Annotated in this window: 27 protein-coding genes; 12 read left to right on the top strand and 15 right to left on the bottom strand. The window is 68.8% G+C overall.

Translation table 11 applies throughout. The annotated features are described in order from the left end of the window. The first annotated feature begins 35 nt into the window (after positions 1 to 35). Entirely contained in the window at positions 36 to 467 is a 432-nt protein-coding gene (locus BU28_RS0121175) for an Lrp/AsnC family transcriptional regulator (RefSeq protein ID WP_028721212.1), read from the top strand. A 9-nt stretch (positions 468 to 476) separates the two neighbouring features. Here the strand turns inward: BU28_RS0121175 and rsmD are convergent, their stop codons facing one another. Beyond that, positions 477 to 1,043 (bottom strand): 16S rRNA (guanine(966)-N(2))-methyltransferase RsmD, encoded by a 567-nt coding sequence (gene rsmD / locus BU28_RS0121170; protein WP_028721211.1) that lies wholly within the window; start codon positions 1,041 to 1,043, stop codon positions 477 to 479. Then, entirely contained in the window at positions 1,040 to 2,233 is a 1,194-nt protein-coding gene (locus BU28_RS0121165) for an NAD(P)/FAD-dependent oxidoreductase (protein ID WP_028721210.1), read from the bottom strand. Before BU28_RS0121165 ends, rsmD begins: the two co-directional genes overlap by 4 nt. 76 nt (positions 2,234 to 2,309) lie before the next feature. Here BU28_RS0121165 and BU28_RS0121160 point away from each other — a divergent pair, with 76 nt between their 5' ends. Further along, positions 2,310 to 2,792, top strand: a complete 483-nt coding sequence (locus BU28_RS0121160) for a peroxiredoxin (protein ID WP_028721209.1) — start codon at positions 2,310 to 2,312, stop codon at positions 2,790 to 2,792. Here the strand turns inward: BU28_RS0121160 and BU28_RS0121155 are convergent. Continuing rightward, positions 2,726 to 3,439, bottom strand: coding sequence for a winged helix-turn-helix transcriptional regulator (locus BU28_RS0121155; RefSeq protein ID WP_028721208.1), 714 nt, complete (start codon positions 3,437 to 3,439; stop codon positions 2,726 to 2,728). The two genes, BU28_RS0121160 and BU28_RS0121155, sit on opposite strands and share 67 nt — an antisense overlap. A gap of 91 nt (positions 3,440 to 3,530) precedes the next feature. Here BU28_RS0121155 and BU28_RS0121150 point away from each other — a divergent pair, with 91 nt between their 5' ends. The 6 genes from BU28_RS0121150 to BU28_RS0121125 all read left to right on the top strand — a co-directional run bounded on the left by BU28_RS0121150 (position 3,531) and on the right by BU28_RS0121125 (position 9,329). After that, positions 3,531 to 3,884, top strand: coding sequence for a DUF1428 domain-containing protein (locus BU28_RS0121150; protein ID WP_028721207.1), 354 nt, complete (start codon positions 3,531 to 3,533; stop codon positions 3,882 to 3,884). Positions 3,885 to 3,895: 11 nt separating this feature from the next. Next, positions 3,896 to 4,687, top strand: a complete 792-nt coding sequence (locus BU28_RS0121145; protein ID WP_028721206.1) for a VOC family protein — start codon at positions 3,896 to 3,898, stop codon at positions 4,685 to 4,687. Further along, positions 4,684 to 5,319, top strand: a complete 636-nt coding sequence (locus BU28_RS0121140; protein WP_028721205.1) for a YceI family protein — start codon at positions 4,684 to 4,686, stop codon at positions 5,317 to 5,319. The genes BU28_RS0121145 and BU28_RS0121140 overlap by 4 nt, the downstream gene beginning before the upstream one ends. 3 nt (positions 5,320 to 5,322) lie before the next feature. Beyond that, entirely contained in the window at positions 5,323 to 5,517 is a 195-nt protein-coding gene (locus BU28_RS0121135; protein WP_028721204.1) for a thioredoxin domain-containing protein, read from the top strand. Between the two features lie 43 nt (positions 5,518 to 5,560). Then, positions 5,561 to 6,175 (top strand): glutathione S-transferase family protein, encoded by a 615-nt coding sequence (locus BU28_RS24035; RefSeq protein WP_051578367.1) that lies wholly within the window; start codon positions 5,561 to 5,563, stop codon positions 6,173 to 6,175. A gap of 61 nt (positions 6,176 to 6,236) precedes the next feature. Beyond that, entirely contained in the window at positions 6,237 to 9,329 is a 3,093-nt protein-coding gene (locus BU28_RS0121125) for a valine--tRNA ligase (protein ID WP_028721203.1), read from the top strand. A gap of 45 nt (positions 9,330 to 9,374) precedes the next feature. Here the strand turns inward: BU28_RS0121125 and BU28_RS0121120 are convergent, their stop codons facing one another. Continuing rightward, a complete protein-coding gene (locus tag BU28_RS0121120) occupies positions 9,375 to 10,079 on the bottom strand; it encodes a CbiX/SirB N-terminal domain-containing protein (RefSeq protein WP_036763986.1) in 705 nt (234 codons plus the stop codon). After that, positions 10,072 to 10,635, bottom strand: a complete 564-nt coding sequence (locus BU28_RS0121115; RefSeq protein ID WP_028721201.1) for a DUF4202 domain-containing protein — start codon at positions 10,633 to 10,635, stop codon at positions 10,072 to 10,074. The genes BU28_RS0121120 and BU28_RS0121115 overlap by 8 nt, the downstream gene beginning before the upstream one ends. Positions 10,636 to 10,728: 93 nt before the next feature. On the opposite strand from BU28_RS0121115, the gene BU28_RS0121110 reads away from it, so the two are divergent. Then, the gene (locus BU28_RS0121110) at positions 10,729 to 11,229 is read left to right on the top strand and encodes an NnrU family protein (protein ID WP_028721200.1); all 501 of its coding nucleotides are present in this window, start codon (positions 10,729 to 10,731) and stop codon (positions 11,227 to 11,229) included. On the opposite strand, the gene BU28_RS0121105 is transcribed toward BU28_RS0121110, so the two are convergent. Beyond that, the gene (locus tag BU28_RS0121105) at positions 11,213 to 12,241 is read right to left on the bottom strand and encodes an NAD(P)/FAD-dependent oxidoreductase (RefSeq protein ID WP_028721199.1); all 1,029 of its coding nucleotides are present in this window, start codon (positions 12,239 to 12,241) and stop codon (positions 11,213 to 11,215) included. The two genes, BU28_RS0121110 and BU28_RS0121105, sit on opposite strands and share 17 nt — an antisense overlap. Positions 12,242 to 12,287: 46 nt before the next feature. Between BU28_RS0121105 and mnmC2 the strand changes: the two genes are divergently transcribed. Next, positions 12,288 to 12,965 carry a tRNA (5-methylaminomethyl-2-thiouridine)(34)-methyltransferase MnmC2 gene (mnmC2, locus tag BU28_RS0121100; RefSeq protein WP_028721198.1) on the top strand — a complete coding sequence of 226 codons (678 nt, stop codon included), beginning with the start codon at positions 12,288 to 12,290 and terminating at the stop codon, positions 12,963 to 12,965. Here the strand turns inward: mnmC2 and BU28_RS0121095 are convergent. Further along, the gene (locus tag BU28_RS0121095; RefSeq protein WP_028721197.1) at positions 12,939 to 13,658 is read right to left on the bottom strand and encodes a rhomboid family intramembrane serine protease; all 720 of its coding nucleotides are present in this window, start codon (positions 13,656 to 13,658) and stop codon (positions 12,939 to 12,941) included. The genes mnmC2 and BU28_RS0121095 overlap by 27 nt on opposite strands. Positions 13,659 to 13,775: 117 nt before the next feature. Here BU28_RS0121095 and BU28_RS0121090 point away from each other — a divergent pair, with 117 nt between their 5' ends. Next, on the top strand, positions 13,776 to 15,044 hold the full coding sequence (locus BU28_RS0121090) for a 4-aminobutyrate--2-oxoglutarate transaminase (RefSeq protein ID WP_028721196.1): 1,269 nt from the start codon (positions 13,776 to 13,778) through the stop codon (positions 15,042 to 15,044). A gap of 173 nt (positions 15,045 to 15,217) precedes the next feature. Here the strand turns inward: BU28_RS0121090 and BU28_RS0121085 are convergent, their stop codons facing one another. From BU28_RS0121085 to pgsA, 4 genes are all read right to left on the bottom strand, one after another. Further along, entirely contained in the window at positions 15,218 to 16,174 is a 957-nt protein-coding gene (locus BU28_RS0121085; RefSeq protein ID WP_028721195.1) for an acetyl-CoA carboxylase carboxyltransferase subunit alpha, read from the bottom strand. A 74-nt stretch (positions 16,175 to 16,248) separates the two neighbouring features. After that, positions 16,249 to 16,683, bottom strand: a complete 435-nt coding sequence (locus BU28_RS0121080) for a molybdenum cofactor biosynthesis protein MoaE (protein ID WP_028721194.1) — start codon at positions 16,681 to 16,683, stop codon at positions 16,249 to 16,251. Positions 16,684 to 16,686: 3 nt separating this feature from the next. Continuing rightward, positions 16,687 to 16,938 carry a molybdopterin converting factor subunit 1 gene (gene moaD / locus BU28_RS0121075; RefSeq protein WP_028721193.1) on the bottom strand — a complete coding sequence of 84 codons (252 nt, stop codon included), beginning with the start codon at positions 16,936 to 16,938 and terminating at the stop codon, positions 16,687 to 16,689. Then, complete coding sequence (pgsA, locus tag BU28_RS0121070) at positions 16,928 to 17,557, bottom strand: CDP-diacylglycerol--glycerol-3-phosphate 3-phosphatidyltransferase (RefSeq protein WP_028721192.1); 630 nt, start codon at positions 17,555 to 17,557, stop codon at positions 16,928 to 16,930. The genes moaD and pgsA overlap by 11 nt, the downstream gene beginning before the upstream one ends. Before the next feature lie 122 nt (positions 17,558 to 17,679). On the opposite strand from pgsA, the gene BU28_RS0121065 reads away from it, so the two are divergent. Beyond that, the gene (locus tag BU28_RS0121065) at positions 17,680 to 18,357 is read left to right on the top strand and encodes a ZinT family metal-binding protein (RefSeq protein ID WP_028721191.1); all 678 of its coding nucleotides are present in this window, start codon (positions 17,680 to 17,682) and stop codon (positions 18,355 to 18,357) included. 30 nt (positions 18,358 to 18,387) lie between these two features. On the opposite strand, the gene uvrC is transcribed toward BU28_RS0121065, so the two are convergent. The 4 genes from uvrC to BU28_RS26695 form a co-directional block, all read right to left on the bottom strand. Beyond that, the gene (gene uvrC / locus BU28_RS0121060; protein WP_028721190.1) at positions 18,388 to 20,256 is read right to left on the bottom strand and encodes an excinuclease ABC subunit UvrC; all 1,869 of its coding nucleotides are present in this window, start codon (positions 20,254 to 20,256) and stop codon (positions 18,388 to 18,390) included. A 414-nt stretch (positions 20,257 to 20,670) separates the two neighbouring features. Next, the gene (locus BU28_RS0121050) at positions 20,671 to 21,480 is read right to left on the bottom strand and encodes a S49 family peptidase (protein ID WP_028721189.1); all 810 of its coding nucleotides are present in this window, start codon (positions 21,478 to 21,480) and stop codon (positions 20,671 to 20,673) included. A 55-nt stretch (positions 21,481 to 21,535) separates the two neighbouring features. Then, positions 21,536 to 22,411, bottom strand: coding sequence for a PfkB family carbohydrate kinase (locus BU28_RS0121045; protein ID WP_028721188.1), 876 nt, complete (start codon positions 22,409 to 22,411; stop codon positions 21,536 to 21,538). 145 nt (positions 22,412 to 22,556) lie between these two features. After that, a complete protein-coding gene (locus BU28_RS26695; RefSeq protein WP_028721187.1) occupies positions 22,557 to 24,071 on the bottom strand; it encodes a cytochrome c1 in 1,515 nt (504 codons plus the stop codon). Positions 24,072 to 24,080: the final 9 nt, after the last annotated feature.

The raw sequence follows: 24,080 nt of genomic DNA, 5'->3' as shown, positions 1-24,080 counted from the left end.
GACGAAAACATCGTCGAAATGACAGGCGGAACAGCGTGGATGATCTTGATCGGGGCATTGTCGCCCATCTGGCGCAGGATGCGCGGCTTTCGGTAGCGGTGCTGGCGCGGCGGCTCAAGGTCGCGCGTTCGACCGTGCAGGCCCGGCTGGAACGGCTGGAAACCTCGGGCGCGATCGCGGGCTATACGCTGCGGCTGGGCGATTCCGCGCGCGAACACCGCATCCGCGCCACCTGCCTTCTGACCATCGAGCCGCGTTCGCAGGTGGGCATCCTGTCGCGGCTGCGCAACATGCCCGAAGTCGAGCGCATCCACACCACCAGCGGCCGCGTGGACCTGCTGCTGCAACTGGCCGCGGCCTCGACCAGCCAGTTGGACGACGTGCTGGACCAGATCGGCGGGCTGACCGGCGTCAGGTCGTCCGAAAGCCTGATCCACCTGTCGACCAAGCTGGATCGGTCCAGCTAGACGGTCCAGTCAGGCGTTTTTGGGGCGCAGCAGGGTGACGGTGGTGTCGCCGTATCTGCGCTGGTCGATGCGGGCCAGGCCCGCGACCGGGGGCGGGGGGGCGGCCTCCTCCCAGACGATCATGGCGTCCGGGGCGATCCAGCCCCCGGCCAGCGCCGAGGCCAGCGCGCGTTCCCCCAGGCCCAGCCCATAGGGCGGGTCCAGGAACACCAGCCCATAGGGCGCACCGCGGTTTTCGCCCAGCCGGGTCGCGTCGCGGCGCCACACGTCGGTCACGCCCATCGCCCGGGCCTTTTCGATGTTGCTGCGCAGCAGGCCGCGCGCCGCCACGCCATCGTCGACAAAGGCCACGCGCGCTGCGCCCCGCGACAGCGCCTCAAGCCCCAGCGCGCCGGTGCCCGCGAACAGGTCCAGCACCCGCGCACCCGGGATCGGGTCGCCGTGAACGCCATTGACCAGCAGGTTGAAGATCGATTCCCGCACCCGGTCGGTGGTCGGGCGCAGATGCGCGCCAGGGTCGCCCGCGCCGACATCGGCCAGCCTCAGCCCGCGCAGGGTGCCGCCGATGATCCTCACAGCAGGGCCTTCAGGTCGGGGGCCTCGGCGATGGCCTCGGGGGCAGGGGACCGCCCGGCCTCGATCAGCCGCTTGCCGATCATGTAGGCGCGCGGGTCGTTCAGCGCGTCGACCGCGATCAGCGCGCCGTCGCGGAAATACCAGACCGAGCCGCCGTTGGCGCCGGGCCGCGTCACCACCCTGTCATAGCCCAGGTTCAGCCCGGCGATCTGCAGCTTGGCGTCGAACTGATCGGACCAGAACCAGGGCTTGGGCGTATAATCCGCGCCGGCGCCCAGCATGTTCGCGGCCACCGCCTCGGCCATGTCGATGGCATTGCCGACGCTTTCCAGCCGCAGCCGGCCCCGCGACATCGGAAAGCTGGCGCAATCGCCCGCGGCCCAGACAGCCGGGTCCGAGGTCCGGCCCTGCGCATCGACCGCGATGCCGTTGTCGATCTCCAGCCCGGCCGCTTCGGCCAGCGCCGTCTCGGGCGAAACGCCGATGCCGCAGATCACCAGGTCGGCGGGCAGGTGGCGACCGTCGGCCAGCGCCACGCCGTTCGCCGCCGTATCGCCGGTGATCCGCGCGATGCCCACGCCCTCGATGATCTCGACCCCGTGCGTGCGGTGCAGGTCGCGGATCATGTCGGCGGTCTCGGCTGCTGCGACGCGACCCAGGATGCGGGGCGCGGCTTCGACCAGCGTGACCGCCAGGCCCAGCTTGCGGGCGACGGCGGCGGCCTCCAGCCCGATATAGCCGCCGCCGATCACCACCAGCCGGCGACCGGGGGCCAGCGCCGGGCGCAGCGCGGCGATGTCGGCCAGGTTCCTGACCACATGCACGCCGGGCATCTCTCCGCCCATCTCCGCGGGCAGGCGGCGCGGCCGGGCCCCCAGGGTCAGGGCCAGCCGGTCATAGGGGTATTCGCCCCGGTCGGTTCTCACCACCCGGGCGTCGCGGTCGATGGCGGTCGCGGTTTCGCCCAGGCGCAGCGCGATGTTCTGGTCCGCCCACCAGTCCGGCGCGCGCAGGGTCAGCCGGTCCAGGTCCATCTGGCCCAGCAGATAGGCCTTGGACAGGGGCGGGCGCTGATAGGGCGGCGCGGCCTCGTCGCCGATCACGGTGATCGGCCCGCCATGCCCCAGTGCCCGCAGCCTGGCCGCCAGCGAGGCCGCCGCCTGACCCGCCCCCAGGATCACGATGTTCATCTTACGCCCTCGCTGGTGTTTCGCGGGGCGAACCCTATAGTCCGCCCCGAACCGATGCAATTCATGGAGAAAGCGCATGGCAATCGCAAAGGGTGACACGCTGCCCCAGGGCAAGCTGGTGAAACTGGGCGAAAACGGCCCCGAGACGGTCGAGGTCTCTGATCTGGCGCAGGGCCGGGTGGCGATCTTTGCCGTTCCCGGCGCCTATACGCCCACCTGCAACAACAGCCACATGCCGAGCTTTGTGAAGAACGTGGACAAGTTCCGCGAAAAGGGCGTCTCGCGCGTGGTCTGCATCACGGTGAACGACCCGTTCGTCGCCGGCGCCTGGGCGAAATCGACCGGCGCCGCGGATGCCGGGATCGAGGTGCTCGCCGATGCCGACGGCAGCTGGACCAAGGCCCTGGGCATGAACATCGAGGGCGCGGGCTGGATCAACGGCCGCTCCAAGCGCTACGCCATGCTGGTCGATGGCGGCACCGTGACCGAGCTTCAGGTTGAGGAAAGCCCCGGCACCTGCGCACTGTCCTCGGGCGATGCGCTGCTGGACCTGGTCTGAGGCCGCAGGCTGAACAGATCCGTGAACGCCTGCGCGGCGGCCTTGTCGCCGCGCAGGGAAACCAGCCCCGCGCCCGCCAGCGTCACGGGTCCCGGGCCATAGACCGCGGCGGCCAGGGCATTGCCCGTCCCCTCCAGCAGGAAATCGCCCCGTGGCTCGCGCGCGGCCACGACCTGCGGCGCGCCCTGGGGCGAAAAGACGACCTCGAACCCCTCTTTCCCCGACAGAAAGGCGCCGCGCAGCCCCGATCCCGCCGCACGCGCCGCATCGACCGTCGCCGAGATCGAGATCATCAGCGCCGTGATGCTGATGAACATCCGGGGATCGTGCCCCGGCATCAGCAAGGCCCAGCGGCACAGTTCGCGCAGGACGGGATGCAGGGCGCGGCCGGCCTCGGTCAGGGCATAGGTGCCCAGGACGGCATCATGCGCGACCACCCCCGCCTGCGTCAGTTGCGCCAGCCTTTGGGTCAGCACGCTGGCGGTGATGCCGGGAAGCCCGGCGCGGATCATCTGGAACCGCTTGGGCGCAAACATCAGTTCGCGCACGACAAGCAGCGCCCAGCGGTCGCCGACCAGGTTCAGCGCATGGGCGCCAAGGCAGCCTTCTTCGTATCGCAGACGCGGGTTTTTGCCAGGTTCAGTCATGAAACAATATTACCAGTTGCATTTTGATACTTCAAGTGCCAGCCTTCGACTCGGGCCGGTACATCCGTGCCGGGACAGGAGGGAACGCATCATGACCTATTATTCGGGATTTCTTCTGGCGGTGCCGACCGCGAACAAGCAGAAATACATCGACCACGCCAAGATGGCCGCGCCGATGTTCAAGCGCTTCGGCGCCCTGCGGATGGTCGAGGCCTGGGGGGTCGACGTGCCGCGCGGCAAGGTCACGGACTTCTACATGGCGACCCAGGCCAAGGAGGACGAAAGCGTCGTCTTCTCGTGGATCGAATGGCCCGACAAGGCCACGGCCGACGCCGCCTATGAAAAGATGATGTCCGACCCCGACATGCAGAAGATGGGCGAGATGCCCTTCGACGGCATGCGCATGATGTGGGGCGGGTTCGAACCCGTCGTGGACGAGCGCTGAAGGGGGCGGTCATGTTTCACGGAAAACCCTGCTGGTTCGAACTCGCGACCCTGCGCGGCGGGCTTGCCGATGCCGAGGCCTTCTACAACCGCCTTCTGGGCTGGACCTGCAAGGATGCGGGCGTGCCGGGCTTTGACTATCACCTGGCCAGCCAGGGCGGGGACATGGTCGCCGGCCTGATGGAAACCCCCGAGGATCGCAGCGGCGTGCCGCCGCATTGGACGGTCTATTTCGACGTGGACGAGATCGACGCCGCCGTGGCCAAGGTCGAGACCCTGGGCGGCAAGGTCCTGATGGGTCCGCAGCCGATCCCCGGAACCGGGCGCTTCGCCATTGTCGCCGATCCGCAGGGTGCCGTCTGCGGGCTGCTCGAGCCCGGCCCGATGGATCCGCGCCCGCCGGTCGAGGCCGGTGCCTGGAACCAGCAGAAGGACGGCCACGGCAACTGGCTTGAACTGATGTCCCCCGACCCTGGGGCGGGGTTCGAGTTCTATTCGGAGCTGTTCGGCTGGACCCGGGGTGACGCGCTCGACATGGGCGAGATGGGCACCTATCAGCTGTTCCGCTGGCAGGGGGCCGAGATCGGCGGGATGATGGGCCAGGGCAACGCGCCCGTACCGACCTGGCTGCCCTATTTCGGCGTGAACGGCGTCGCCGAGGCCATTCAGCGCATCCACGACGGCGGCGGCACGGTGCTGCACGGCCCGACCGAGGTGCCGGGCGGCGCCTTCATCGCGGTCGCCCGCGACCCGCAGGGCGCGCATTTCGCCCTGGTCGGCCCAAAGGAACATGCGCCGTCATGATCCGGACCGCGCTGCTGTTGTGCGCCCTTTGCGCCGCCCCGGTGGCGGCGCAAGAGATGCAGCCCCAGGACATACCGCAGGGCCGGAAGGATTATCACGCCGCCGAGGCGGGAGATTACCGCCTTGACCCTTATCACAGCGCGGTCATCGCCCGGGTGCCGCACATGGGCTTTTCCTACAGCGTGTTTCGTTTCGACCGGGTTTCGGGCGAACTGGCGTGGCATCCCGAGGACCCGGCGCAAAGCGGGCTCAGGGCCGAGGTGCAGGTCGGCTCGATCTCGACCCCGGTCGAAGGGTTTGCCGAGGCGCTGAAGGGCGCCGACTACCTGGATGTCGCGGCCGATCCGGTGGCGCGTTTCGTGTCCGACAGCTTCACTCCCGAAAGCGACACCAAGGGCATCGTGTCGGGGCAGCTGACGCTGATGGGCCGGACCCATCCGGCGACCTTCGCGGTCGAACTGGTCGGCGCCGGCCAGGGCTATACCGGGGACGAGAACGGCAATCCGGTGATCCGCAACCTGTTGGGCGTCCATGCGGAAACGCAGATCGACCCGCAGGCCTATGGCATGAGCCCCTTTTTCACCGCGCCGATCCCCATCGTGATCGACGCCGAATTCGCCCGACAGGAGTGAGCGATGGATGAGATCGCGACCTGTGACTGGGTGCCCGAGCTGGCGCGCGGCTATGTCCGCGACCTGCGCATCCGCTGGGTCTGCGACGAGGCCGGCCAGCCCTGTCGCGTCGAGACGACCGCCGGGCGGGACGAGACCCCCGAGTATTTCGCCCGCCAGCCTTGTGGCCGGCCGAGGCATTTCGGAAAGGCCGACTGATGCTCGAACTGTTCGGTCATCCGCTGTCCTCCTATACCAGAAGGTGCTGGTCGCGCTTTACGAGACCGGCGCCGATTTCACCCTGCGGACCGTCGATCTGAGCCAGCCCGAGGACCGCGCGCTGATGCAGTCGCTGGAGCCGATGGGCCGGATGCCGGCGCTGCGCGACGGCGACCGGGTGCTGTCGCAAAGCTCGCTGATGATCGAATGGCTGGACCGGCACCATCCCGGGCCGCAGCGCCTGCTGGACCCGGACCCCGATGCCTCGCTGGTCGCGCGGCAATGGGACCGTTTCCTGGATTTCCAGGTCATGCAGATGATGCAGCAGATCGTCGATGCCCGCATCTTCATGGGCGAGGGGGCCGAGGACCGCGTGGCGCCCTTTGCGCGGTCCAAGCTGGAGCTGGCCTATGCCGCGCTGGACCGCCGCCTGGACGGGCGCGACTGGATCGCGGGCGGCTTCGGCCTGGCCGATTGCGCGGCGTTTCCGGCGCTGTTCTATGCCGGCGCCATCCACCCCTTTGCCGGGCATTCCCGGCTGATGGCCTATTTCGACCGGCTGGCCGGCCGCGCTTCGGTCCAGAGGGTGATCGAAGGGGCGCGGCCCTGGTATCGCTGGTTCCCCTTTGCCGAGGGGATTCCGGCCCGGTTCCGCTAGCGCCTCTTGGCCTTTGGCCTTGGTTTCGCTATCCCCTTTCGCAATTCAAGGGGTGAGCGACATGGCCATGGACAAGAACTTCGACGCGCAATCCGCCGAGGCGCGGATCGCCGGGGAATGGGCGGCGAAAAACGCCTTTGCCGCCGGCGCCAATGCGAAACCGGGGGCGGACAGCTTCTCGGTGGTGATCCCGCCCCCGAACGTGACCGGCAGCCTGCACATCGGCCACGCGCTGAACAACACGCTGCAGGACATCCTGGTGCGCTGGCACCGGATGCGCGGTTTCGACACGCTGTGGCAGCCCGGCCAGGACCATGCCGGCATCGCCACCCAGATGGTCGTCGAACGCCGCATGGCCGAGCGGCAGGAGCCGGGCCGGCGCGAGATCGGGCGCGAGGCCTTCCTGCAGAAGGTCTGGGCCTGGAAGCAGGAATCCGGCGACACCATCATTGGCCAGCTCAAGCGCCTGGGCGCCAGCTGCGACTGGTCGCGGAACGCCTTCACCATGTCGGGCGCGCCGGGCGCGCCAGCAGGCGAGGGCGGCAACTTCCACGACGCCGTCATCAAGGTCTTTGTCGACATGTACGACAAGGGCCTGATCTATCGCGGCAAGCGGCTGGTGAACTGGGACCCGCATTTCGAGACCGCGATTTCCGATCTCGAGGTCGAGAACCGCGAGGTGCCCGGCCATATGTGGCATTTCAAGTATCCGCTCGCCGGCGGCGAGACCTATGAATACATCGAGCGCGACGCCGACGGCAACGTCACCCTGCGCGAGACGCGCGACTATATCAGCATCGCCACCACGCGGCCGGAAACCATGCTGGGCGACGGCGCGGTCGCGGTCCATCCCGACGACGCCCGCTATGCGCCCATCGTCGGCAAGCTGGTGGAAATCCCGGTCGGGCCGAAACAGCATCGCCGGCTGATCCCGATCATCACCGACGACTACCCGGACCCGCATTTCGGCTCGGGCGCGGTCAAGATCACCGGCGCGCATGACTTCAACGACTATGCCGTGGCGATGCGCAACGGCATTCCGCTGTATGCGCTGATGGACGGCAAGGGCGCCATGCGCGCGGACGGGCTGAGCTATGAGGAAAGCGCCGAGATCGCCACGCGGGCGGCGCGGGGCGAGGACGTGGGCGACGTGTCCGCGGTCAACCTGGTGCCCGAGGAATTGCGCGGCCTGGACCGCTACGAGGCCCGCAAGCGCGTGGTCGAGGCGATCACCGGCGAGGGGCTGGCCGTCACCTATCTGCACAAGGAAATCGACAGGGAAACCGGCGCCGAGCATCTGGAGCGCCGACCCCTGGTCGAAGCCAAGCCGATCATGCAGCCCTTCGGCGACCGTTCCGGCGTGGTGATCGAGCCGATGCTGACCGACCAGTGGTTCGTCGATACGCCGAAGATCGTCGGCCCGGCGCTGGAGGCGGTGCGGTCCGGCGCGACGAAGATCCTGCCGGAACAGCACGAAAAGGTCTATTTCCACTGGCTGGAGAATATCGAGCCCTGGACCATCTCCCGCCAGCTGTGGTGGGGCCACCAGATCCCGGTCTGGTACGGCTTGGACCTGCGGCTGGAAGGCCAGGTCGATGACGACCACGACGGCGCGCTGGACGATGTGGAGATCTTCGCGCTGCTCGAGGAGGGGCTGGTCCATAGCGACGAGATCCTGCAATGCGCCGCGAATTTCGAGAGCGTGGCCGACAAGTTTCGCGATGCGCTGGCCGAACTGCCCCAGCCCCTGGAAATCGCCCGAGTGGTCGAGGTCGAGGACCGCGAGGCGGCCGTCGATGCCTTTGCGCAGGGGCTGGCCGACTATAACCTGACGCAGGATCCGACGAAGCTCGTCTATCCGGTCTGGCGCGATCCCGATGTGCTGGACACCTGGTTTTCCTCGGGGCTGTGGCCCATCGGCACGCTGGGCTGGCCCGAGGACACGCCGGAACTGCGGCGCTATTTCCCGACCTCGACCCTGATCACCGGGTTCGACATCATCTTCTTCTGGGTCGCCCGGATGATGATGATGCAACTGGCCGTGGTCGGGCAGGTGCCGTTCCGCACGGTCTATGTCCACGGTCTGGTGCGCGACGAAAAGGGCGCCAAGATGTCGAAGTCGAAAGGCAACGTCATCGACCCCCTGACCCTGATCGACGAATACGGCGCCGACGCGCTGCGGTTCACGCTGACCAGCATGGCCGCCATGGGCCGCGATCCCAAGCTCGGCCCGAAGCATGTCGAGGCGAACCGCAACTTCGTCACCAAGATCTGGAACGCCAGCCGCTTTGCCGAGATGAACGGCGTGCGCGGCGGCGTCGCCCGGCCCGAGCCCCGGCATGTCGTCAACCGCTGGATCATCGGAGAGGTCGCCCGCGTCCGCATGGCGACCGACGAGGCGCTGGCCAGTTACCGCTTCAACGACGCCGCGACCGGGCTTTACGCCTTTGTCTGGGGCAAGGTCTGCGACTGGTACGTGGAATTCTCGAAGCCACTGTTCGACGGCGCGTTCGCGGACGAGACGCGGGCCACCATGGGTTGGGTGCTGGACCAGTGCTATACGCTGCTGCACCCGATCATGCCCTTCGTCACCGAAGAGCTTTGGGCGCTGACCGGCGACCGGGCCAGGCTGCTGGTGCATGGCGACTGGCCGGGTTACGGCGCCGAACTGATCGACCCCGAGGCCGACCGGCAGATGAACTGGGTGATTGCGCTGATCGAGAACATCCGCTCGGCCCGGGCGCAGATCGGCGTGCCGGCGGGCGCGCGTCCCGACCTGATCGTGACCGAGGCCGATGCGGCCGCGCGCGCGGCGCTGGAGGCAAACGGCGCGTTGATCGAGCGGCTGGCCCGGGTCAATCCGCCGCAGGCGGGGGCGATGGGGCCGGGCATGATCTCGGTCGCGGCGCTGGGGGCGAGCTTTGCCCTGCCGGTGGGCGAGATGATCGACGTCAAGGCCGAGACCGCGCGGCTGGAAAAGGCCGCCGCCAAGGCCGAAAAGGACGCCGCGGGCCTGCGCAACCGGCTGGGCAATCCGAAGTTCGTCGAGAACGCCGAGCCCGAGGTGATCGAGGAAACCCGCGAGAAGCTTGTGGCGCTGGAGGATGATCTGGCGCGGATCAGGGCGGCCCTGGCGCAACTGGCGGCGATGTAGTCGCCCCGCCGCGCGGCCGCATGGGTATTTGGAAAACGGTGAACATCAGGGCCGCTCGGACAGGGCGGCCCTGATGCTTGCGGCGATCATGGCGGGGACTTCGGCGGCCATGCCGACCGGGGGCAGGGTGATGCCCTGGAACCCTGCGGCTTGCAGCGCGGCGGGCAGGTCGTCGGTGACATGCTCGGCCCGGGTGGCGAACAAGGGCAGGCAGATCGCCCGTGCGGGCAGATGGCGGGCGGCGTCCGCGATGAAGGGCGCTTCCTCGATGAAGCCGCAGGTCACGGTCAGGGGCGCAAGGTCGCGGGCCATGGCCTGCGCCGCCTCGGCCGGCGCGCGCGAGCGGCCCGAGCCATGGGCCGCCAGCAGGATGTGGGTTTCGGAAAGCGCCCAGCCTTCGGCGGCGGCGGCCTGGTCCAGCAGGCGCCGGCACAGCGCGGGCAGGCCGGGATCGGCGCCGAAGGGCGGCAGGATGCGGGCCCCGGCCGCGCCGGCCAGCGCCAGGCGGCGCGGCAGTTCGCTGCGGGTGAACCAGCCCTGCGCCATGAACAGCGGATAGATCAGCGTCTCGTCGCGGGCGATGTCCAGCGCGCCCGGCATGGCCAGCGTCGCACCCCGGACGGTCGTGCCGGGGACCTGGACGCGGGCGGCCAGCGCCTCGGCCGCCCGTTGCTGGGGGCCGGGATCGCCCGGCTGGCCATGGGCGACGATCAGCGCGTCGGGCAGCGCGTTGGGCAGGGGCTCAGCCACGGAAGGCCTGCGCGAAGGGTTCGGGGATGTCGAATTCCTTCAACGCGATCATCCGCGCCTGGGACGACATCTTGCGCGCGGTCTTTTCCACGATCCGGTGCAGCTCCTGGGGGTCGCGGGTTTCGGCGAAGGGGCCGAGATACCAGCGGATGAAGGTGAAGCAGGCCACATCCTCGAGCGCCTGCACCTGCGCGTCGCGCTTGATGCCCTGTTTCGTCAGCATCCTTTCGGCTTGGGCGATCTGTTCGTCGTCATAGCCCGCCTCGCGCATGATCCCGGCCACGCGGGCGGCATGGCGGCGGCCCTGTTCGGTGCGCCAGGCCAGATAGCCGGGCCGGTCCATCGGATAGGCGTCGCGCGGCAGCAGCCAGCGTTCGACATGCTGCCCGCGGCAGGCGATTTGCAGCGCCTCCGAGGCGTCGGGGTAAAGCGCCTGCTGCTCGGCCGTCATGCGCTGGCCATAGAGCAGTTCCTTGGGCTGGCCGGTTTCGTCCAGGTGCGGATCGGCGGCATTGGCCTTGTCGATGGCGTCGAAGGCGGTCTGAAGGCGGCTCATGGGGGTCCCTTTGGCTTTTGCGCCATCATGCCGCAGCCGGGCGCGGGGTCAATCCGATTGCCCGGCGGCGGGCGGCGGCCTAGAAGCGGGACCATGGAATGGGCAGAATTCACCCTGGCGCTGGCGGCCTTTCTGGCATCGCACGTCATTCCGGCCCGGCTGCGCGGGCCGCTGGTCGCGCGATTCGGGCGGCGGGCCTATGTCGCGGGCTACAGCCTGCTGTCGCTGGGACTGCTGTACTGGCTGATCCTGGCGGCGGGACGCGCGCCCTTTGTCGAGGTCTGGCCGCAGCTGCCCTGGATGCGCTGGCTGGTCAATCTGGCGATGCCGCTGGCGATCCTGCTGGCCGTCGCCGGCGGCATGCGCGGGCTGATGGCGGGGTTCGCGGTCTGGGCCGGGGCGCATCTGGTCGCGAACGGCGATCTGGCACATGCGATCTTCTTTGGCCTGCTGCTGAGTTACGCGCTGTTCGGGCTGAAGGTCACGCGGTTCCGCTGGCGGCTGTCCTGGCGGCGGGGGGCGCTGGCGCTGCTGGTCTGGGCGGCGCTGTTCCACCTGCATCCCTGGGTGATCGGGGTCAGCCCCCAGCCCTAGGATCGGGCACCCTGAACCCTTCGGGGATGGTGTCGCGCCCCTCAAGGATCAGGTCGGCCAGCATCCCCGCGCAGGCCGGTGCCATCGCCAGGCCGATCTTGAAGCCGCCATTGGCGACGTAATGCCCCGGCCGGTCCGGCCACGGCCCGACGATGGGCGCACGGGATTTCGTGCGGGGGCGGATGCCGGCCCAGCGGTCCACGACCGGGGCATCGGCCAGGGCCGGGCACAGCGCGCGGGCCCTGGCGATCAGCACATCCAGCTGGGCGTCGGTGGCAAGGTCTGCGACGTCGCGCTCCGAGGTCGAGCCGACCGCCACCGTCCCGTCGCCATGCGGCACGATATGGATGCCGTCGGCAAAGACCTGCGGCGCTTCGGGGGCGGCGAAGCCCAGCAGCGCCGACTGGCCCTTGACCCCGCCGCCACCGAAAGACGCGAGCCCGGCCCAGCCGGTGGCCCAGATGGCGGGGCCTTGTGTGGTCGAACCTTCCTCGATGATGCCGCCCCGCGCCCGGATGGCTGCGGCCAGCGCGGCGCAGGCGCGGCGCGGGCTGATCCGCGCGGTCAGCCGGTCGACCAGCCACAGGCCGCTGTCCGACACCGGGACCAGCGCCGCATCGGGGCTGTCGGTCAAGGCCATCGCCGCCCAGCCGGGCCAATGGGCGCGGGCGGCGGCGATGCGTTCGGCCATGCGCGCCTTGGTTCCCGGGGCGACGGGCTGGATGCGGCCGGTGCGGGCATAGCCGGGGTCCACGCCGCCGGCCTGGGCCACCTCGGCCCACCAGGCCTCGGCGCCGATCAGCGCCTCAAGCTGGACCTGCTTCTTGGCGTTCCAGTTTTCCGGCGCATGGGGGGCCAGCGCGCCGACATGACCGCCCGAGGCCCCGGCGCCGATCCGGGCCGCTTCGACCACGCGCGCCGGCTGGCCGCGGCGCAGCAGTTCCCAGGCGCAGGCAAGGCCAAAGATGCCCGCGCCCGCCACCGTGACTGTCGGGGTGATTTCGCTTGCCATCCGCTTCCTTTCGCCGCATCTGCCGCCGAAACCGGAGTTAGCGCGAATGCACGATGCGGACCAGAGCGGCGCGGACCTGGACTGGCGCGAGGGGGCGATCCCGGTCTCTCGCCGGTTCGACGACCCGTATTTCAGCCTGAACGGCGGGCTTGCGGAAACCCGCCACGTCTTTCTGGCCGGAAACGGCTTGCCGACGCGGCTGCGGCCGGGGTTTCATGTGGCGGAGCTGGGGTTCGGCACCGGGCTGAACCTGCTGGCGCTGGCGCAGGTGGCGACGGTGCCCGTCCGCTTCACCAGCTTCGAGGCCTATCCGATGAGCCTGGCCGAGCTGACGCGCGCCCATGCCGCCTTTCCCGAGCTGGCGGTTCTGGCGGCAGAGCTGCGCGCCGGCTGGGCCGAGCGCCGGTTCACGGTCGGCACGGTCGAGGCCCGCATCGTCGAGGGCGATGCGCGGGACGCCCTGCCGGCCTGGCCGGGGCGGGCGGATGCCTGGTTCCTGGACGGCTTCTCTCCGGCAAAGAACCCCGAGCTTTGGGGTGAGGCGCTGATGGACCAGGTCGCGCGCCATACCGCGCCGGGGGGCACCTTCGCCACCTATACGGCGGCGGGGCACGTCCGGCGGGCGCTGGCGGCGGCGGGCTTCGCCGTCAGCCGGGCGCCGGGCTTTGCCGGCAAGCGGCACATGAGCCGGGGCGTCCTAGCGCCGCACGACCGGGATGCGTGAGGGCGCGTAATCCGCCGCGCGATGCGGCGGGCGGCCATGCGTCGCCTGCCAGAATCGCGGCCCGCCCCGCCGGATGAACAGCGGCAGCGCCAGCACGCCCCCGGCCAGGAAGCCGCCGATATGGGCGACATAGGCCACGCCGTCGTCCAGCATCGCATAGCCCGAGAACAGCTGGATCCCGAACCACAGCATCAGCACCACCCAGGCAGGCAGGGTGAAGCGCTTGATGAAGACGATGATGATGGCGATCACGTCGATCCGGGCGCGGGGAAACAGCAGCAGATACCCCCCCATCACCCCCGCGATGGCGCCCGAGGCGCCGACCATGGGAATCCCGCTGTCCGGGTCGGCCGCGATCTGCCCCGCCGCGGCCGCCAGCCCGCAGGCCAGGTAAAAGGCCAGAAAGCTCAGGGGGCCCATCTGATCCTCGAGATTGTCGCCGAACACCCACAGGAACAGCATGTTGCCGCCCAGATGCAGCAGCCCGGCATGCAGGAACATGTGCGTGACCAACCCCCACAGCCATTGTTCGTGCATGATGGCGACCGGATACAGCGCCAGCCTGTCCCACAGCCCGATGGCGCCGCCGCCCCAGGGCTCGGTCAGCAGGAACATCGCGATGTTGAGCAGGATCAGCAGGTTCCTGACATGGGGCGTGCGGGTCGAGGGATTGTGGTCTCGGATCGGAAACATGGGGGCCTTCCTTGGCCGGGCCAGCGTGGCAGAGCCGGCGGCGGGGCGCAAGCGGCCCCTGTTCGCGGCCCGGCCGGGCGTATAGCATCGCCCTGAATCGCAGCAGGGAGAGGGCCGATGACCAGCCTGACCGACCGCAAGAACGCCGCCATCTCGCGCGGGGTGGGCATGACGACGCAGATCTATGCCGAGCGCGCCGAAAATGCCGAGATCTGGGATGCCGAGGGCAACCGCTATATCGATTTCGCCGCCGGCATCGCCGTGGTCAACACCGGCCACCGCCACCCGCGCGTGGTGCAGGCGGTCAGGGACCAGCTGGACCGCTTTACCCACACCTGCCACCAGGTCGTGCCCTATGAAAGCTATGTCGCCCTGGCCGAGCGGCTGAACGCGGCGGTGCCGGGCGACTGGCCCAAGAAGACCGCGTTCTACACCACCGGGGCCGAGGCGGTGGAAAACGCCGTCAAGATCGCGCGGCATTACACGGGCCGGGCCGGGGTGGTGGCCTTCTCGGGCGGGTTTCACGGCCGCACCTATCTGGGCATGTCACTGACCGGCAAGGTCCAGCCCTACAAGGCGGGCTTCGGGCCGATGATGAACGACATCTGGCACCTGCCCTTTCCGGTCGAACTGCACGACACCAGCCAGCAGGATGCCTTGGCGGCGCTGGACCGGCTGTTCAAGTCCGACATCGACCCGGCCCGCGTCGCCGCCATCGTCGTCGAGCCGGTGCAGGGCGAGGGCGGCTTCTATGAGGTCCCGCCCGGCTTCATGCAGCGTCTGCGCGAGATCTGCGACCAGTATTCCATGCTGCTGATCGCCGACGAGGTGCAGACCGGCTTTGCCCGCACCGGCCGGCTGTTCGCGATGGAGCATCACGGCGTTGCGGCCGACCTGACCACCATGGCCAAGGGCCTGGGCGGCGGGCTGCCGATCAGCGCCGTGACCGGTCGGGCCGAGGTGATCGACAGCCCCGCCCCGGGGGGCCTGGGCGGCACCTATGCCGGCAATCCGCTGGCCGTGGCGGCCGCCCATGCCGTCCTCGACGTGATCGCCGAGGAGGACCTTTGCGCCCGCGCGACCCGCCTGGGCCAGCGGCTGAAGCAGCGCCTGGCCGGGATCGCCCATGATGTGCCGGAAATTGTGGACATCCGCGGCCCCGGCTTCATGAACGCGGTCGAATTCAACATCGCAGGATCCGACAAGCCCAACCCCGAAATGACGAACCGCGTCCGCGAGGAGGCGCTCGGGCGCAACCTGATCCTGCTGACCTGCGGCGTCCACGGCAATGTCATCCGCTTCCTCGCGCCGCTGACCATCCCCGAGGCGGTCTTCGACGAGGCGCTGGACATTCTGGAGGATTCGATCCGCGCCGCCCGCAGCTAAGGCCGGCACCCGAGAAAGACCAATCGCCCGACCAGCGGAAGTGCCGGATCGGGTATTTGGAAAACAGTGAAATGCCGCGCCGCGGCGCTTTCCGTGTCGAAGGCGCGGGCCGGCGGGCCAAGCCTTGGCTTTCACCGTTTTTTAAATACCCATGCGGCGCCTGCCGCCGGCGGTCAGGCCAGGGCCTTCGAGCCCATGGCTAGGAACTTCTGCCGCCGATGGCGGACGATGTCGGCGGGCTTCATGCCGTCGAGTTCGGCCAGCATCTCGGCAATCGCGTCGCCCACGGCGGCGATGGTTTCGGCGGGCGCACGCTGGGCGCCGCCCATCGGTTCGGGAATGATGCGGTCGATGACGTCCAGCTTCTTCAGGTCCTGCGCCGTCAGTTTCAGCGCGTGGGCCGCCTCGCGCATCTTCTCGGCATCCTTCCACAGGATCGAGGCGCAGCCCTCGGGCGAGATCACCGAATAGATCGAGTGCTCCAGCATGGCGATGCGGCTGGCGGTGGCGAAGGCGACGGCGCCGCCCGAGCCGCCCTCGCCGATGATGACCGAGACCAGCGGCACGCCGATCCGCAGGCATTTCTCGGTCGCCCGCGCAATGGCCTCGGACTGGCCGCGTTCCTCGGCGCCCTTGCCGGGATAGGCGCCGGGCGTGTCGACCAGGGTGATGACCGGCAGCCGGAAGCGGTCGGCCAGGTCCATCAGCCGGATCGCCTTGCGATAGCCCTCGGGTCGGGCCATGCCGAAATTGTGTTCCAGCCGGGTCCGGGTGTCGTTGCCCTTTTCGTGACCGATGACGACGCAGGGCGCGTCGCGGAACCGCGCGAGGCCGCCCATCACGGCGTGATCCTCGCCAAAGGCGCGGTCGCCGGCCAGGGGCGTGTATTCGGTGAACAGGGCTTCGACGTAATCCTTGCAATGCGGGCGTTCGGGGTGGCGGGCGACCAGCGTCTTGCGCCAGGGATCAAGCGACTTGTAGAGGTCGCGCAGCATGTCCTCGGCCTTGCGGTCGAGTGCGGTGGCCTCTTTCTCAAGATCGACGCCTTCGCCCTTGCGGGCCAGTGCGCGCAGTTCCTCGGCCTTGCCCTCCAGGTCGGCAAGGGGCTTTTCGAACTCGAGGTAGGTCATGCGAGGCTCCGCGCTGTCATCCTGTCGGGTTGGCGACTATATGCTTGCGGACGGGGCGGATTGCAACGTGCCGCTCACCAGCGCGACAGGGCGCCTTCGTCGGCATCGCGCGCCTCGACCCATTGGCCGGGGCCGTCCGGGCCGATTTCGCGCTTCCAGAACGGGGCGCGGGATTTCAGCCAGTCCATCAGGTATTCGGCACCCTGGAATGCCGCCTGCCGGTGCCGGGCGGCGGTCGCGACCATCATGATCGGCTCGCCTACCGCGATCCGGCCGTGGCGGTGCACGATCCGCCAGTCGGTCAGGCCGAAGCGGCGGGCGGCTTCCTCGCCATAGGATTGCAGGGCCTTTTCGGTCATGCCGGGGTAATGCTCGATTTCCAGCGCCACAAGGCGCCCGTCCTCGGACCGGACCAGGCCGGAGAAGGTGACGACGGCCCCGGCATCCCGGCCGAAGCCCGCGATCTCGGCCCCCAGGTCGAAGGCCTCGGCCTGCACCCGCGCGGACATCGCCTAGCCCCCGGTCATGGGCGGAAAGAACGCCACCTCGCGCACGCCGGCCAGGGGGGCGTCGAGGTCGGCCAGTTCCTGGTCCAGCGCCACGCGCACCGCGCTCAGGTCCGAAAGCGCCGCCGCGTGCCAGTCGTCCATGGCCGCCAGCTGGGCCACCAGGGCGCGCACGGTGGCGGCCTCGGTCTCGACCGTCTCGCGCGGCTGGCCGATGCGTTCGCGCAGCCAGGCGAAGTAAAGCACGTCAAGCCGCATCGGGATCCCTCAGGAAGGGGCGGGCCTTGTCGAAATAGTCCCAGCCCGTGATGGCGGTCAGCACCGCCGCCATCCAGATCAGCGCCAGGCCGATCTGGGTCGCGAGATCGGACCAGCTGTCGGACCAGGGCAGGCTGGTTTCGCCCACCAGGGGCGGATGGCCGACCTCGTAATAGTTCAGGCCGGTGCCCAGGAACAGGACCGAGATGGCGACCATCTGCGCGGTCGTCTTCCATTTGGCAAGCCGGGTGACCTTCAGCAGCTTGGCATTGGCACCCAGGAATTCGCGCAGGCCCGACACGAAGACCTCGCGGAACAGGATCACGGTGGCGGGCAGGATCAGCCAGGGGTTCATGCCGGAATAGCCGGTGATCACCACCACGGCGATGATGACCATGGCCTTGTCGGCGATCGGGTCCATCGCCGCGCCAAAGCGGCTTTCCTGGCCCCAGGCCCGTGCCAGATAGCCGTCGAACCAGTCGGTGATCGCGGCGACAAGGAACAGGACAAGGGCCGCGAAATCGGCAAAGGGCCGGCTGAGGAACAGGAACATCAGCGGCACCAGCGGCGCAGCCAGAAGTCGCAGAACGGTCAGAAGGTTGGGCAAGGTCCAGCGCATGACGCTCAATCTAGGCGCTTGTGCGGGCCGGGGAAAGGGGGCGCGGACGGCAAGGGGTTGCATGGGGCATGTTTGAAATGTAATAACATCACGAAACTTGGCAAACGAGGGATGACGGACGAATGCGGAACGGGATGATCGGCCGGATCGGCGCAGTGACGCTTGGCTTGACGTTGCTGGCGGGGGGCGCGCTGGCACAGGGCACGGGCCACAACCATGACCATGGGCACGACCATGCGCATGGCCACAGCCACAATCATGGCGATGAGCGCATCTACAAGGGGTATTTCGAGGATGCCCAGGTCCAGGACCGCCCCCTGTCGGACTGGCAGGGTGACTGGAAGTCGGTCTATCCGCTGCTGCAGGACGGCAGCCTGGATCCGGTGATGGCCCACAAGGCCGAACACGGCGACAAGACGGCCGAGGCGTATCGCGCCTATTACGAAACCGGCTACAAGACCGACGTGGACCGGATCGAGATCGCGGGCGACACCGTCACCTTCATCAGCGGCGACACGGTGGCGCGCGGAACCTATGCCGCCGACGGGCACGAGATCCTGACCTATGCCAAGGGCAACCGCGGCGTGCGCTATGTCTTCAGGAAGGTGTCGGGGGACGAGGCGGCGCCCGGCTATATCCAGTTCAGCGACCACAGGATCGCGCCGGCCAAATCAGACCACTACCACCTGTACTGGGGCGATGACCGCAAGGCCCTGCTGGAGGAGGTCACGAACTGGCCGACCTATTACCCGAACGCGCTGAGCGCCGAGCAGATCGTCGACGAGATGATGGCCCATTAGGGCCGGGACGGGAAAGGGGGCACCCGCCCCCTAACCCTTGTGGAAGTGATCGACGATCTTCTGCGCCAGGGATTCGTTGATCCCCTCGACCGCGACCAGATCGGCCAGGCCCGCGCGGCTGACCGCCTTGGCGCTGCCGAAATGCTGAAGCAGCGCGCGCTTGCGCGCGGCGCCGACGCCCGCGATCTCGTCCAGCGGGTTCGCCATCACGGCCTTGGCGCGCTTGGCGCGATGCGTGCCGATGGCCCAGCGGTGCGCCTCGTCGCGCAGGCGCTGGATGAAATACAGCACCGGGTCGTTCATGCGCAGCGCGAAGGGGCGGGCGCCGAAACGGTGGAATTCTTCTTTCCCGTGGTCGCGGTCCTCGCCCTTGGCGACGCCGACCATGGGAATGTCCTCGACCCCCATCTCGGCCATGATCTGGTGCACCGCGCTGACCTGGCCCGCGCCGCCGTCGATCAGCAGAAGATCGGGCCAGGCATCGGTCTGGCGGTCGGGGTCTTCCTTCAGCAGGCGGGCGAAGCGGCGGGTCAGCACCTCCTTCATCATGCCGAAGTCGTCGCCCGGGGTGATCTCGGTGCCTTTGATGTTGAACTTGCGGTATTGGCTCTTGATCCAGCCCTCGGGGCCAGCGACGACCATCCCGCCGACGGCATTGGTGCCCTGGATGTGGCTGTTGTCATAGACCTCGATCCGCTGCGGCACGGCGGGCAGGTCGAAGGCCTCGGCCAGACCCTCCAGCAGCCGTTGCTGCGCCGCGCTTTCCGACATGCGGCGGGCCAGGCTCTCGCGCGCGTTGCGCAGGGCGTTTTCCACCAGTTCGGCCTTTTCGCCGCGCTGGGGCACGCCCACGGCCACCTTGCGCCCGGCCTTCTGGGTCAGGATCTCGGCCATCAGGTCCGGGTCCTCGATGCCATGCGACAGCAGGATCAGCCGGGGCGGCACCTTGCCGTCGTAGAACTGCGCCAGGAACGCCTGCATCACCTCATCGGCGGATTCGACGCCGTTGAGCCTGGGGTAGAAGTCGCGGTTGCCCCAGCTTTGGTTGCCGCGGATGAAGAAGACCTGCACGCAGGCCTGCCCCCCCTCCATATGCAGCGCGATCACGTCGGCCTCGGGGACGCCGCGCGGGTTGATCGCCTGGACCGACTGCACGGCGGTCAGCGCCTTGATGCGGTCGCGCAGCGCCGCGGCGCGTTCGTATTCCATCGCCTCGGCCGCCTCGGCCATCTCGCGCGCCAGGTTGGCCTGCACGGCGGTGGACTTGCCCTGCAGGAAGCGTTCGGCATCCTGCACCAGGGCGTTGTAATCGGACTGCTCGATGCGGCCGACGCAGGGCGCGCTGCACCGCTTGATCTGGTAAAGCAGGCAGGGCCGGGTGCGACTGCTGAATGTCGCATCGGTGCAGCTGCGCAGCAGGAACACCCGCTGCAACTGGTTCAGTGTCCGGTTCACCGCACCCGCGCTGGCGAAGGGGCCGTAGTAGTCCCCCTTTTCCGACTTGGCGCCGCGATGCTTCTTGATCTGGGCAAAGGGATGCGACTTGGCGACCAGGATGTTCGGGAAGGACTTGTCGTCGCGCAACAGCACGTTGTAGCGCGGCTTCAGTTGCTTGATGAGGTTCTGTTCCAGCAGCAGCGCCTCGGTTTCCGTGCGCGTTGTCAGAAACATCATCGAGGCGGTTTCGCGGATCATCCGCGCGATGCGCCCCGAATGGCCGCTGCCGCGCGCATAGTTCGAGACGCGGGCCCGCAGATTGCGGGCCTTGCCGACGTAAAGCACGGCCCCCTGCGCATCCAGCATCCGATAGACCCCCGGCGAGCCGTCGAGCGTCTTCACATAGTCCTGGATCAGCGCCTGGCCTGTCTTGGAGGGCTTTTCTGGGGTGGAATCGGTCATGGTCGTTCAGGAAATGATTCTGGGTCCGCGCTGCAAGGTCCGGGTGCGGAATTCAAGCGGAATCCTGTCCACGGAATCTGGGGATAAGTCTGTGAGTCTCCGTGGGACCAGCATGGCGCGAGCGAGCATTTGTTGGGGTTTGCTTGGCCTGCGTAAATTTTAGGCAGGAAATCAGCGCCTTGATTTTCAATGATATTTTTCATTCTGGCAACAATGTGCTGAATCCGTTGGAGGAATCGTAAAGAAATTACGACAGCTGTCCCGCAGGTGGACAAGTAGGGGCGCCCGGACCATGCGGGCGCCACCATCATTTCCAGCGGATGCCCAGCAGGCGGGCGATCAGCCGGCGCACGCCGGGCCCCGCTGCCAGCGCCAGGGCGATGAGGATCAGCAGGCACAGCAGGACGGTCTTGATCATGCGCCGGTCCCGAAGCGCGCAAAGGCCGCGCGTTCCTCAAGGCTGTCCATCACGTCGCCCGCCGACAGGCCAAAGCGGCGCAGCAGCGGTACGCGCTGGCCATAGGGCAGGAAGCGGACCGTGTCGCCGTAAAGCGCGCGCATCCGGGGCACCAGATGGGCGATGCCATCCGCCAGGCCCAGCTCCACCGCCTCGCGCCCGGTCCAGATCTCGCCGGTGAACAGGTCGCGGTCGGCGGCCAGCCGGGTGCCGCGTCGCGCGCGGACGTGATCCTTGAACGCTTCGTGGATCGGGACCAGCAGACGGTTCAGCCGCTCGACATCCTCGGGGGTTTCGGGGCGGAACGGGTCCAGCATGGACTTGGACCGGCCGGCGGTGTGGACGCGGCGCTGGATGCCCCAGCGCTCGATCAACTCGTGAAAGCCGAAGCCCGCCGAAATCACCCCGATCGAGCCCAGGACCGAGCTTTCGTCCGCCCAGACATGATCCGCGCTGGAGGCCAGCCAGTAGCCGCCCGAGGCCGCCATGTCCTCGACAAAGGCGTGGACGGGAACCTTGCGTTCCTCGGACAGGCGGCGGATGCGGGCGGCGATCAGGCTGGACTGCACCGGCGAGCCGCCGGGCGAATTGACCGCCAGCGCCACGGCGACGGGTTTCTTGCGCTTGAAGGCGCGTTCCAGCACCGGGGCCAGGCCGGCATCCGTCATGCCGCCCCCGCGCGAGGCCATGCCGATCACGCCCTGCAGCCGGATCACGGCGACATGCGGCGCAGGGTTCAGAAGACGGTTCAGGAAGGGGATTTTCATGGCTGTCAGATAGGCATGGAACGGGCGTTCGGCAAGTTCATGCGCCGTCTTTCGCCTAGGTCTGCGCGGCCAGAAACGCCATGACCTCGGCCCGGTCGGGCATGGCGTCGCCCGCGCCCGGTCGCGTGACCTGGATTGCCGCCGCCGCCGCCGCATGGCGCAGCGCGGTTGCCGCATCCTCGCCCCGGTCAAGCCCAGCGGCGAACCAGCCGGCAAAGCAGTCGCCCGCGCCGGTCGTATCCACCGCCTTGACCGCAAAGGCCGGCTGGCGCAGCACGCTGCCGGTCGCCATGTCGCGGTATTCGGCCCCCTCGGCGCCTTTGGTGATCAGCAGGCCCTCGATCGGCAGGTCCTCGCCCAGGGCGGCAAAGGTCTGGCGCGCTTCGCCCGCGTTCACCGCCAGAATCGAGACATGGGGCAGGACCAGGCGCAGCGCCGCCAGATCGAAGGGGGCGGCGGAATAGATCACGCGGGCGCCGGCGGCCCGGGCCTGCGCCGCCGCCTGGGGTTGCAGGCTGGTTTCGTTCTGCGCCAGCAGGATATCGCCCGGGCCGATGCCGGACAGGCCACGCGCCAGCACCTCGGGTGGCAGGGCCACGTTCGCGCCGCCATGGACGACGATGCAGTTCTCGGCCGTCCGGTCGATCAGGATGATGGCATGGCCGGTGACATGGTCTGGCAGGCGGGCGATGGCCCCGGTCTCGACCCCGGCCATGGCAAGCCGGTCGTGCACCCAGTCGTCGGCGGGTCCGGTCGCCCCCAGGTGCACCACCCTCGCGCCGGCGCGGGCGGCCGCGACCGACTGGTTGGCGCCCTTGCCGCCCAGGCCCAGGGCGTGGTCCAGCGCATGGATCGTCTCGCCTGCACGGGGCATGTCGGCCAGCCGATAGACATGGTCGATGTTGATCGAACCGAGGTTGTAGATGGTCATTGCGCGCTCCCGCCCCTTGGGACGCATCCAAGCGGCAGGCGGCCTCCTTGTCCAGCGGGCGCGCACCGGAAAATGCGCGATGTCCCGCCGCCAAACGAAAAACGCGCCCCGAAGGGGGGCGCGTTATCCTTGGGTCGGGGCTGTCCTATTCGGGCTTGCGGGTGCCGTGCTTGATCGGCCACCACAGCTTCTTGTTGGTCAGATACAGCAGCGAGGCCAGCACGATCAGGAAGATGACCGAGACGAAGCCCACCTGCTTGCGGTCCATCATCTTCGGCTCGGCCGTCCACATCAGGAAGGCTGCGACGTCGCGGGCCATCTGGTCCACACTCGCCTCGGTCCCGTCCTCATAGGTGACCTGACCGTCGGACAGCGGCGGCGGCATCTTGATCCAGCCGGTCGAGAAGGCGGCGTTGTGATAGAAGGTGCTGCCCGCCTCTTCCTTTTCCTCGCCGTTGTAGCCCACGAGGATCGCATGGATGTACTCCGGCCCGCCGATGCCCCGGAACAGCTGCGACAGGCCCGAGCCGTAAGGCCCATGGAAGCCGGCGCGCCCCTTGGCCATCAGCGACAGGTCCGGGCCCATGCCCTCGCCCGAAACGGTCGGGAAATGGTCGGTCGGCGTGCGCGGACGCTCCTCTCCGGTTTCGGCGTCCATGATGGTCAGGTTGGCCGCATAGGCGCGGACCTGATCCTCGGGCAGGCCGGGGCCGCCGGGGTCGCCCAGCGTGCGCAGCGGCACATAGCGCAGCCCGTGGCAGGCCGAACAGACCTCGGTATAGACCTGCAACCCGCGCTGCAGCTGGAACTGGTCGAACCTGCCGAACGGCCCCTCGAAGCTGAACGAGATGTCCTCGATATGGGGCGCGGCATGGCCGCCGGCGGCTTCGCCCTCGGCCTCGGCATGGCCACCCGCGGCCTCGCCCGGGGCGGGGGGTTCTGCCGGGGGCTCACCCCCGCTCTCGACCGGCGTGTCGGCGGCGGCCTCGGCGGCGGGCGCCGGGGTTTCGACCACGGTGCCGGTCTGGCCCGCAGCTTCGCCCGCTGCGGGTTCGGTGGCCGCTTCGGCTGCGGTTTCAGCTGCCGCAGGCTGCTCGCCCGCGGTTTCGGCCGAAGCGTCGGGCGCCGGAGCCTCGGGCGCAGCGGCGGCGGGCGCGTCGGCTGCCGGAGCCTGATCCTCGTCCATCGCGGGGGTTTCACCCGCGCTGTCCGGTGCAGGTTGCGAGGCGGTTTCCGACGCCCCCGCCTCGGGCAGCGGAGCCGCGTTCTCGGCGGCGGTCGCCGCCTCGCCCTCGGGGGCGGTGGGCTCGGCAGCCGGCTCGGCGGTCTGGGGTGGGGCGTCCTGCGGTTCGTCCGTCTGCGGCTCGGCGGTCAGCGGAGCCTCGGCGGCATTCGTCGGCGTGTCGGTCGGCGCCTCGGCGCCGGTCGTGCCGCTCTGGTTGGCGCCGGTGCCGGTTTGACCCGGCGCGGCGGGTGCCTCGGATGTCGTGGTGGTCCCGGCGGTGCCGCCCGCCCCGGGCTGGGGCGCGGGCGTCCCGGCCGGGGCCGGGGACGCGGGGGTCGCCTGGTCCGTTGCGGTCCCGTCTTGCGCCAGGGCGGCGCCCGACAGCGCAAGGGTCAGGGCCGCAACAGCCGCGAGCGGTGCGTTTCTCAGCGTCATGTTGCCTCT

It is taken from the genome of Paracoccus yeei ATCC BAA-599, assembly GCF_000622145.1.
GTDB lineage: Bacteria > Pseudomonadota > Alphaproteobacteria > Rhodobacterales > Rhodobacteraceae > Paracoccus > Paracoccus yeei.
The sequence above is the reverse complement of the archived record's forward strand: the minus strand, read 5'-3'. Positions and strand labels throughout refer to the sequence as shown.